The 9,582-nt window shown below is 47.1% G+C and carries 6 protein-coding genes; 5 read left to right on the top strand and 1 reads right to left on the bottom strand.

Features of this window, described 5'->3' with window-relative positions; genetic code table 11:
• The 3 genes from WBA89_RS19825 to WBA89_RS19815 form a co-directional block, all read left to right on the top strand.
• On the top strand, positions 1–1,202 hold a 1,202-nt coding region (locus WBA89_RS19825; RefSeq protein WP_424408905.1), incomplete at its 5' end, for an ABC transporter permease.
• A 295-nt stretch (positions 1,203–1,497) separates the two neighbouring features.
• Positions 1,498–2,718: an ABC transporter permease gene (locus WBA89_RS19820; protein WP_424408904.1), complete on the top strand. Its 1,221-nt coding sequence runs from the start codon at positions 1,498–1,500 to the stop codon at positions 2,716–2,718.
• 340 nt (positions 2,719–3,058) lie between these two features.
• The gene (locus WBA89_RS19815; RefSeq protein WP_424408903.1) at positions 3,059–4,786 is read left to right on the top strand and encodes a M10 family metallopeptidase C-terminal domain-containing protein; all 1,728 of its coding nucleotides are present in this window, start codon (positions 3,059–3,061) and stop codon (positions 4,784–4,786) included.
• Positions 4,787–4,955: 169 nt separating this feature from the next.
• Here the strand turns inward: WBA89_RS19815 and WBA89_RS19810 are convergent, their stop codons facing one another.
• Positions 4,956–8,144, bottom strand: coding sequence for a glycerol-3-phosphate acyltransferase (locus WBA89_RS19810; RefSeq protein ID WP_424408902.1), 3,189 nt, complete (start codon positions 8,142–8,144; stop codon positions 4,956–4,958).
• A gap of 136 nt (positions 8,145–8,280) precedes the next feature.
• Here WBA89_RS19810 and psb35 point away from each other — a divergent pair, with 136 nt between their 5' ends.
• Both psb35 and WBA89_RS19800 read left to right on the top strand, forming a co-directional pair.
• Positions 8,281–8,475: a photosystem II assembly protein Psb35 gene (psb35, locus tag WBA89_RS19805; RefSeq protein ID WP_424408901.1), complete on the top strand. Its 195-nt coding sequence runs from the start codon at positions 8,281–8,283 to the stop codon at positions 8,473–8,475.
• A gap of 300 nt (positions 8,476–8,775) precedes the next feature.
• A partial coding sequence (locus WBA89_RS19800; RefSeq protein WP_424408900.1) for a DICT sensory domain-containing protein occupies positions 8,776–9,582 on the top strand: 807 nt, incomplete at its 3' end.

Below are 9,582 nucleotides of genomic sequence, written 5' to 3'. Positions count from 1 at the left end.
GTGTCAAAATGGCTGTCACAACTTTGACGGCAAACAAACTCCGCAGCAGCTTGACGATGTTAGGAATTATTATTGGTAATGCCTCTGTAATTTCGATGATCGGTATCGGCGAAGGAGCACAGACGTTTATTGCGGGACAAGTTAACTCTCTGGGGTCAAATTTACTGTTTATCATTCCCGGAAGTCCTGAAGCGCAAAGTCGCCCGGTGATTCCGCCTCAGACTTTGGTGTTGGAAGATGCAGAGGCGATCGCCTCTCAAGTTGCTTCTGTAGACGAAGTTGCACCAACTCTCAATGATAGTCAACTCGTTACCTTCCGCAACAAAAATGTTTCGTCTTCTGTTGTCGGAACTACACCAGAATTTCTGACTGTCAGAAGCTTTGATGTTGGTCAAGGTCGATTTTTAAGCAAGTTAGATTTACAAAGACAAGAAAATGTAGTTGCTTTAGGTTCAGAAGCAGCAGAACAATTGTTTGGTAATGCACAGCCAGTTGGTCAATATGTTCGTATCAAAAATTCGACTTTTCAAGTGATTGGAGTGATGCAGCCAAAGGGTTCGACTTTTGGCGACAATCAAGATATGAATGTTTATTTGCCGCTAACAACGATGGCTAATCGGATTGTCGGTCGTTCGTCTCCCTACGGTACTAAGGTAACATTTATTTCGGTTTCAATCAAGGATGAGAGTTTGATGCGGGCGGCGCAGTTTCAAATAGAAAATCTGCTCAGATTGCGCCACAATATTACTAAAGAGGATGATTTTACTGTCCGAAATCAGAAGGATTTAATGAATACTTTGGGCAGCATTACTGGTGCTTTGACTCTGATGCTGGCTTTTGTGGCGGCAATTTCGCTGTTTGTGGGCGGCATCGGAATTATGAATATTATGCTGGTTTCTGTGACGGAACGCACGAAGGAAATTGGACTGAGAAAGGCGATCGGTGCTTCTGGACAGGATATCTTGATTCAGTTTATGATTGAGGCTGTGATTTTGTCGGCGGCTGGTGGTGCGATCGGCACTGGATTCGGTATCGGCGGTGTGCTTTTAGTTTCTGCTTTTACTCCTTTGCAAGCTAGCGTGTCCCCAGTGGCGATCGCCCTTGCAGTTGGCGTTTCCGGCAGTATCGGCTTATTTTTCGGCATCGTACCCGCAAAACAAGCTGCTAAATTAGACCCGATTGTGGCACTCAGAAGTGCTTAATTAGTCATTAGTCAATAGTCAGTAGTCAGTAGTCATTAGTCAGTAGTCATTAGTCATTAGTCATTAGTCATTGGTTATTAGTCATTGGTTATTAGTCATTAGTCAGTAGTCAGTAGTCAGTAGTCATTAGTCAGTAGTCATTAGTCATTAGTCATTAGTCATTGGTTATTTGTGGGTTTAAATTACAATGCCCGATGCCCGATGCCCAATGCCCGATGCCCAATGCCCGATGCCCAATAACAAATAACAAATAACAAATAACAAATAACAACTAACAACTAACAACTAACAAAGTATGAATTTTCTTGAAAGCGTCAAAATGGCCGGTCAAACACTGGTAGCAAACAAAACTCGCAGCAGTTTAACGATGATTGGGATGATTGTCGGAAATGCTTCGGTAATTGCGATGATTGGAATTGGAGAGGGAGCACAAAAATTTGTAGCTGGACAAGTTCAATCCCTGGGTACAAATGTATTGATCGTGAGGCCGGGAGTACCCAATGCTAGGCGAAGTTCGATCGCCAGCGCGCCTCAGACATTGATAGTAGAGGATGGTAAGGCGATCGCCTCTCAAGTCCCTTCGGTGCAAGGTGTTTCAGCAGAGCTCAACAGTTCTGAACTCGTTCGCTACGGTAACAAAAATGTTTCGTCTCTCATTTTTGGCACAATTCCAGAATTTCTCACTGTCAGAAATTTTGAAATGGCTAAAGGGCGATTTTTGACGGAACTCGATGTCAGACAAAACAATCAAGTTGTAGTGCTCGGTTCAGAATTGGCCGAGAAACTGTTTGAGACTGCTAACCCCCTCGGGGAACAAGTGCGAGTCAAAAATGTCAGCATGAAAGTGATTGGAGTATTGGCATCCAAAGGTACATCTTTTGGTACGAATTATGATAACTCGGCTGTTGTGCCGATCGCCACAATGGCCAACCGGATTGTCGGGCGGAAATCTCCCTACGGTTTAGCTGTCACCTCGCTGTTTATTTCTATTCAAGATGAGTCGAAAATGGACGCGGCTCAATTTCAGGTAGAAAACTTGCTGAGACTGCGGCACAAGATTACTACAGAAGATGACTTTACTGTCAGAAATCAGAAAGATTTAATGGCGACAATGGACTCGATTTCCGGGGCTCTGACACTGATGCTAACTGCTGTTGCTAGCATTTCTCTGTTGGTAGGCGGCATTGGGATTATGAACATTATGCTTGTGTCTGTGAGCGAGCGGACTCAAGAAATCGGGCTGAGAAAGGCGATCGGGGCTTCCCAAAACGATATCTTGTTTCAATTTATTGTCGAAGCTGTATTTTTATCCGCGGCCGGAGGGATAGTAGGTACTTGCGTAGGTGTCGGCGGTATCTTGCTTGTAGGTAATTTTACGCCCCTGCAAGCTGGCATTTCACCTGTGGCGATCGCCCTTGCTGTCAGCGTGTCCGGCACTGTAGGTCTGTTTTTCGGCGTTGTCCCGGCGCGTCAGGCATCCAAACTCGACCCGATCGCAGCCTTGAGAAGTGCTTAAAAAATAAACACAAATCTAATTTACTTAAGTAAATACCGAATCTGCAACATATATAATATTACAGCTTCGTGCTAACCAGGATATATATATCTTGAGAGCTTAATCAAACCAGGGTAATTGTAAATATTTATCAAAAGTCATTGAGTTTTAGGTATATATAAAACAAAAAAATTTATAAAAATGAGTGAAAAATTAAAGATTCAATAAAGTTGTGCTCCGGGTATCTACTTAGTAAGACGAAAATCTAATAACCTAAATTAGAAGCAAAGATATCCGAGCATTTATTGATGCGATGAGTCTTTGCTACCATTTAATAATCAAAAATATCCCATAAACACCAATGGTTTCTCTTACCGGTACTGCGAAATTCGACTTCCTCGAAGGAACTTCAGAACCAGACAGAATTAACGCCTTGGATGGCAACGACATAATTTACGCCAACAGCGGAGACGACTATCTCGAAGGGGATGCAGGCAAAGACAAAATCTGCGGCGATCGAGGCAACGATACAATTGTCGGCGGTGCAGACGATGACATCATTTGGGGTGGCAAAGGCAGCGACCTAATTTTGGGCGAATCCGGCAACGATACAATTGTCGGCGGCGCGGGTAGCGATACCGTGACCGGCGGCACAGGCGATGACATTTTTGTCATTGCTAAAGACAACGGCGGCCGCACTTTAGCCACGGCTGACTACATCACCGACTTCGGCAGCGGCAACGACAAAATTCAATTGCTAGACGGCCTGGCATTTAACGACTTAAACATCCAGCAAGGCACAGACGCTAACAGCAACAGTACCGTAATTCAAGACAAACTCACGGGCGAGTATTTAGCAGTATTGCCGGGAGTCAACAGCAGCACGATCGACCGATCCAACTTCACAACTCACCTGTCGGGAAACCCCGTCAGAGATTGGAACGGAGTCATACTAAATGCAGTGCGGACAGCCAACACCCCGCCTCCGGCAGCCTCCCGCAACATGGCAATCATGCACGCAGCCATTTACGACTCTGTAAACTCGATCGGCAAAAAATACAGCCCTTACCGCGTCAGCATAGATGCACCAGCAGGCACATCAGAAGAAGCTGCCACAGTAGCAGCAGCCCACCGCGCCTTAGTCAACCTTTACCCAGCACAAGCATTCAAATTCGATGCAGCGCTGCAATCATCTCTAGCAAAAATTCCCGACGGCAAAGCCAAAACAGACGGCATCGCCCTCGGACAAGAAGTTGCCGACCAAATTATCAGTTGGCGCAGTACAGACGGCGCGGACAAAACAGTCACGTACCAGGGCAAAACAAACCCCGGCAGTTGGATACCGACTCCCGCAGGTTTCGCAGCACCGCTGCTGCCCCAGTGGCCGGATGTGACTCCCTTTGCCGTGACTAGCGCTTCCCAGTTCCGCCCGCCCGCCCCCCCCGCCCTCGACAGCGCCAAGTATGCAGAGGAACTCAATTTTGTCAAAGAAATCGGCAAAATCGACAGTCTGACGCGGACGCCAGATCAAAGTGCGATCGCCAACTTTTGGGCCAACGGCGCAGGGACGTTTACTCCCCCCGGCCACTGGAACCAAATCGCCCAAGAAGCATCAGCCATCGCCGGCACATCTTTGGAAGATAGCGCCCGCTTGTTCGCCCTGCTAAATATTGCTTCGGCCGATGCAGCTATTAGCTGCTGGGATGCCAAGTATCATTACGACTTCTGGCGGCCGATGACAGCTATTGTGCAAGCTGACAGAGACAACAATCCCAACACCACAGCCGACCCCCAGTGGATGCCAATGCTGGAAAATCCCCCCTTCCCGGAGTATACGTCAGGACACAGTACCTTTAGCGGTGCAGCCGATGCCGTTATGAGTTCTGTATTGGGTGCGGATTTTGGCTTTGCCGATCGGGGAGACAACTCTATCAACAGTTTGCGAACCTATCAAAACTTCAGCGAAGCGGCCGACGAATCGGGGATGAGCCGCCTTTACGGAGGCATTCATTTCATGAGTTCTAACCTAAATGGTTTGAGTTCTGGGAGAAATGTGGGGAATTATGTTGTGCAGAATTTCTTAGTTTAGGAGAGTGACGAGTCGATCGGGAAATGGCAAATTTTTATTTTCCATTTTCGATGGATCTTTGATGCGAGCCGATCGACCGCAGATATGAGGCAGATAAACACAGATTAACGCAGATAATTTCCAGATTGGAAAGTGAATGAGTGCAAGAAATTTAAACTATTGCAGCGCGCTATTCTTCCAGCAATTCCACAGTACCGAGATACCCGTCTACCCGCACTTTTTGACCGTCTCGCAGGCGAGTTGTAGCTTCTGGAATATTCATAACTGCCGGAATTTTGTACTCGCGAGCGATAATTGCTCCGTGAGATAGTTGTCCGCCAACTTCAGATATAATTGCTGTTGCTACTAACAGCAGCGGTGCCCAACCTGCATCGGTGTAGGGTACGACAACGATCGCACTTTCTCCTAAATCTGCGGTGGCGGTGCGGCAAATCTTGACAAAACCTTCGACGCAGCCGATACTTGCGGGGATTCCCTGCATAATGCCAGTTGCGGATGTTGCCGAGTCGATCGACCTTTGCCGAGAATTTGGCAGCAAATTGCCGTAGACTACAGCAGGAATCGGGCGATCGCGATCGGCTAACAGGCGATCGCGCCTTTGGCTAATCGTATCCTGAAAACCAACACTCGCGCCGCTGCGAATCCACTGCTGAATCTCCCCAAATTCCAGATAAAAAATATCCCCAGCTTCCTCAAATACCTGCATTTCCAATCCGCAAGCCTCAATCTCCAAAAAAGTCCAGCGCAAATCAGCCAACAACCGGGCGTAAACTTGGCTAATTTCATTTTTGACTGCAGTTCTTTCCTGACATTTATCCAATCGCCATTTCTGCCAAAAACTCAAACCCAACTTTCGACTTTCATCTAAATTAGTTACAGCAGATTTTTGAGCCATAGTTACGATTAACTTTTGGTAAATTTCCGGTTGTTCGCGCCAAGTAGCAACAGCGATATCCGTCCCCACTTCGCTCAAATATCCGTAAGTATCAAGCCACTCTGCAAATTCCGCTTGCAGCGCCGAGCTTTCAGCAAACATCTGCGTTAGTTGTGCCGTTGAAATAGTTTCGTTAGATTGCGAAATTGCAGCTTGTCGCAACTTGTTTGCTAACTGCTGCAAAGCCCGCACCGAAGCAATTTCCGGTGCATTACCATTGTCCAACCATTCATCGGGAACGCGAAAAATTGCTTTACGAATTGCCAGCCCGATCGGCCCTAAGATATTGTAGTAAGTAATCGGTTTCAGCCACTCCTGAATTTGCTCTGCTCTCGCCAACAACTCCGACAAATATTGATAATTGGGAATTGGGAATTGGGCATTGGGCATTGGGAATTGGGCATTGGGAATTGGGCATTGGGAATTGGGAATTGGGAATTGGGCATTGGGAATTGGGAATTGGGAATTGGGAATTGGGAATTGGGAATTGGGAATTGGGAATTGGGCATTGGGCATTGGGCATTGGGCATTGGGCATTGGGAATTGGTAATTCTGCAAATTTTGCAGTGCAGGGAGGAAAATAGAAGTGCGATCGCCCTCAAAATCTGCATTCAGCGCCCTCTCCCGCTGCACCAAACGCCACAAACCGGGCAAAGAAGGCAAAATCTTCCCCAAAGGCGGTTTACCCATCTTCTGCCCTCTCAGCAAAAATTCCAAACCCTGCTCCGGCAATCCCATCATCCGAAAAATTTCGCCCAACAAAGTCGCATTAAAATAGGCGTGGGAACCAAGCAAAGTTGCTGTTTCATTAAAATTTAGATTAGCAGCGCGATCGCCCAAAACCACCTGAAAAATCTCTCCCCAAACCCCGCAAGTCAGCGGCCGATTAATCGACCAAGTTAGCGGGCGAATTGCACCGGGAATCACTTCTGCCGCAATAGTCCGCGTCCAAAACGGCTGCAAATTAGTAATCGGGCGGCTTTGCAAAATCCAAACTTTTTCCCCGTCCCAACTCCACTCAATATCCTGCGGGATGCCGTGAAAAAAAGCTTCGATGGCTTGCGCTTGTTTCACTAATTCTGATACAATAGATTCATCAATAATTGAACTAAATTCTAGGGTTATTAACTTTTCTTCTAAAGTTTCAGGTTGGCTAAAATCAACTTCCAAATGAACCGGAGTAACTTGCCCGCCAACAACAGATGCAGCACCTGCAGGCAAAGCTTCAATAATGATTTGGGAACCGCCATCTAAAGGATTGCGGCTGAACATAACTCCGGCAATTTTGCTTTCAATATAAGGCTGAATCAATACAGCCATTTGTGTATCTGGCAGTTGTCGCTGACGGCGGTAAGCCACAGCTTCGGAAGTCCAATAAGACTGGCGGCAGCAATTAATGCCGTCGAGCAATTCTGCTTCAGTCAAAACAGGCCCGATGGTTTGATATTGTCCGGCGGCGGAACTAAAATCGCCATCTTCTCCCGCAGCAGAAGAGCGCACAATTATACGATTTGGGATTTTTGCTTTGAGGTTTTGGATGACAGAATTACTGATTGAAGGGCGATCGCACTTCCGATTATTTCCTCGGCCTATTTTCCTATTCTTAACATCCGTTACATCCGCTACAAAATCCGCTGCCGAACTGCCCTCTTCCCTCTTTCTTACATCCGCTACATCCGCTACAAAATCCGCTGCCGAACTGCCTTCTTCCTTCAAATATGGCAAAATCCAACCAACAGGAACATTAAAACCAGCACGTTTCAGTTGAGACAACTTAGCAGCTTTATCGCCGCAGATTGCGGCATCCAGCGAGTCATCTAGAGAAAACAATTGTTCCGATTTAGATAAAGCCATATCATCACCCTGACGAATATTAATCGCTGCTAACAACAAAGCTAATCCGGCTGCTGCTAAAAATTCGGGCAAAGATTGTCGCCACACCCAAACCCAGAGAGGAGTGCACAGACAGCCGCAGCGGGAAGCAAACAGTCTCGCCCGATCGCCCTTACCCCACCACCGCTGTGCCAAACCCCACACCAGCAGCCCCCAGATGCCCGACGAGACAGCCACCGGCGGCGAAAATACCAAAAGACCCCAAACGGCATTAGTGACACCTCCACCTCCGGCGATCGCGTAACGGGCAGCAACTAGAGGAATCAACAGGGCGATCGCAATTTCCGGTGCATCCGGGAAGCAAAATCTGCCCGCCAAAACCGGTAAAATACCCCGGCCAACTTCCGCCAACACCGCAGCAATCCCCGCCAATTTCCCGCCGTGAATGAAAGCAGCCGAAACACCAACATTTCCCGTGCCCAACCGCCTCAAATCACCGCCGCCCACCAGTCGCACCGCCCAGCTAGTAAGCGGCAAAGCACCGAGGGCAAAACTGGCAGCTAACAGCAATGCCATTGTCAACAGCGACATAAAATCAGCCCCAAAATTCCCATATCTCAGTATTATGGCTGCAATTCAGTCACTTTTTCAGCCTTCAGATATATTGCGCGATCGCCAACAGCACATAAAATGATAAAGAAGTAAAGTAAATAAGGATTTTAACCTAATGGTAGAAAGCAACCTAATTGTTCCGATCTCAGTTCTTGGTGTTGGATTTGTAGCTGCGGTTAGCATCGGCTCCATTGCGTGGTACAATTCCAAGCGTCCCCCCGGCTGGGAATCCAAAGAACGGCCTGATTTTGTTCCGAAAGTTGATAAAGACGATTTAATTGCGGATGCTTCTGAGACAAAAGGTAAGTAAAATCTAATTTTTTGAGACAAGACGTAGCGACAGTTTCATTGCCGATCGATATGTCGCTAAAAACCCGGTTTCTACGAGTTTCGCGTTGAGTGACGATAAATCACGCAAGAAACCGGGTTCCTGAAGTTGCAAGTTTAAATTTAACTTTTCGGGGGTTACTCAAATCCCACCCACAAAAGTTTAGAAAAACAGGATTGTTAAAATTAGATGCGCGGCAGCTTAGAGCCTGGGAATGAGAAAAAATGCTAAAAAAGCTCGATCGCCCGCTACAATAAATAAGAGCCGGCACCGCCTTTTGCAATGAATCCAGAATCAACTCTCGCCAGACTACAAGCTACACTTCCCGACGGAAAACTGCCTTCTAGCTACGGGGTTTACTTCAAAAACACCCTAGTAGCCCTGTGTCACGCCCTAGAAGACCACATCTTGCAAACCAGCAGCGGGGACGAACTCGAACTCAAACCCCTAGTTTTGGTGACGTTTCAGCAGGGAAAATGGTATTTGCAGGAAGCCGATCGCTACCTGGATATTGCTAACGCCTCTCGGCGCGTTGTCATCGGTGCAGTAGCCGACAGCGGTTTCGCTACCCACAAAACCGGGCAATTAGAAAATGTATCTTTAATAAATCTCGATGAAAACGACCCCATCATCGAAGAATGGAATTTAATCATCCTCGCCCCGACATACAAAGCAATGGTGCTTTGCCGCGAACTTTCTACCGAAGAATATTTGCCAGAGGGCAAGCCAGAAGTTGATACAGAGCGAAAATTCTACGGTTTGTGGTCTTTTGACCAGTCTTTGGTGTCTGCGGCTGCAGAAATTTTTATAGAACAAACACGACATTATAATTCTTCCCTAGCCGACAGTTTGCTAGAAATTTACCATGAAATTCTTGCCACAAAAGGCCCGCCCTTAGCAGACATTAGCGGCGTAGTATCGCGGATCGTCACTTACCTGCAAAGTTCTCAGCAGCAAATGGTAGCAATTAACCGCCAAACCCGCGATTTGTGGGAATTGGAAGGTCAAGCTTTGCGCGTCAGCCGCAATTTGAACGCTAACAAACTGCAAGCTTTTCTGCGGATGGCCCAGCGCGTGGACGAACGCGAT

It is taken from the genome of Microcoleus sp., assembly GCF_049646505.1.
Taxonomy (GTDB): domain Bacteria; phylum Cyanobacteriota; class Cyanobacteriia; order Cyanobacteriales; family Microcoleaceae; genus Microcoleus.
This window is presented reverse-complemented; position numbering and strand designations above follow the sequence as displayed.